This window comes from Blautia sp. MCC269, assembly GCF_018785655.1.
In the GTDB taxonomy this organism is placed as follows: Bacteria; Bacillota; Clostridia; order Lachnospirales; family Lachnospiraceae; genus Blautia_A.
Map to the genome: position 1 here is coordinate 1 of NZ_WQQE01000058.1, position 640 is coordinate 640.

General features: G+C 41.4%; 1 protein-coding gene. It reads left to right on the top strand.

Annotation, left to right across the window (positions count from 1 at the left end; all coding sequences use genetic code 11):
• Nucleotides 1-640: IS256 family transposase (locus tag GPK88_RS16080; RefSeq protein ID WP_215708043.1), on the top strand; the 640-nt coding region annotated here is incomplete at both ends.

Below are 640 nucleotides of genomic sequence, written 5' to 3' on the forward strand. Positions count from 1 at the left end.
ATGGCAAGACAAAAGAAACCTGTACATCGAGTACAAATGACAGAAGGAAAACGAAATATTATCCATCAGCTCCTTGAAGAGTATGACATCCAGTCTGCTGAAGATATTCAGGACGCACTTAAAGATCTCTTGGGCGGCACCATTAAGGAAATGATGGAAGCAGAAATGGATGATCATCTCGGCTATGAAAAATCAGAACGCTCAAATAATGATGACTATCGCAATGGTTATAAGCACAAACAAGTCAACAGCCGATACGGTTCCATGGAAATCGAAGTGCCGCAGGATCGTAAATCAACATTTGAACCACAGGTCGTAAAAAAACGTCAGAAAGATATTTCTGATATTGATCAGAAGATCATTTCCATGTATGCCAAAGGAATGACTACCCGGCAGATTTCTGAAACCATTGAAGATATTTATGGGTTTGAGACATCAGAAAGCTTTATTTCTGATGTGACCGATAAGATCCTGCCACAGATCGAAGACTGGCAGAATCGACCGCTGGACGAAGTATATCCCATTCTCTACATCGATGCGATCCACTACTCCGTAAGAGACAATGGCGTGATCCGAAAACTCGCAGCTTACGTAATTCTGGGAATCAACACAGAAGGAAAGAAAGAAGTTCTGACTATCA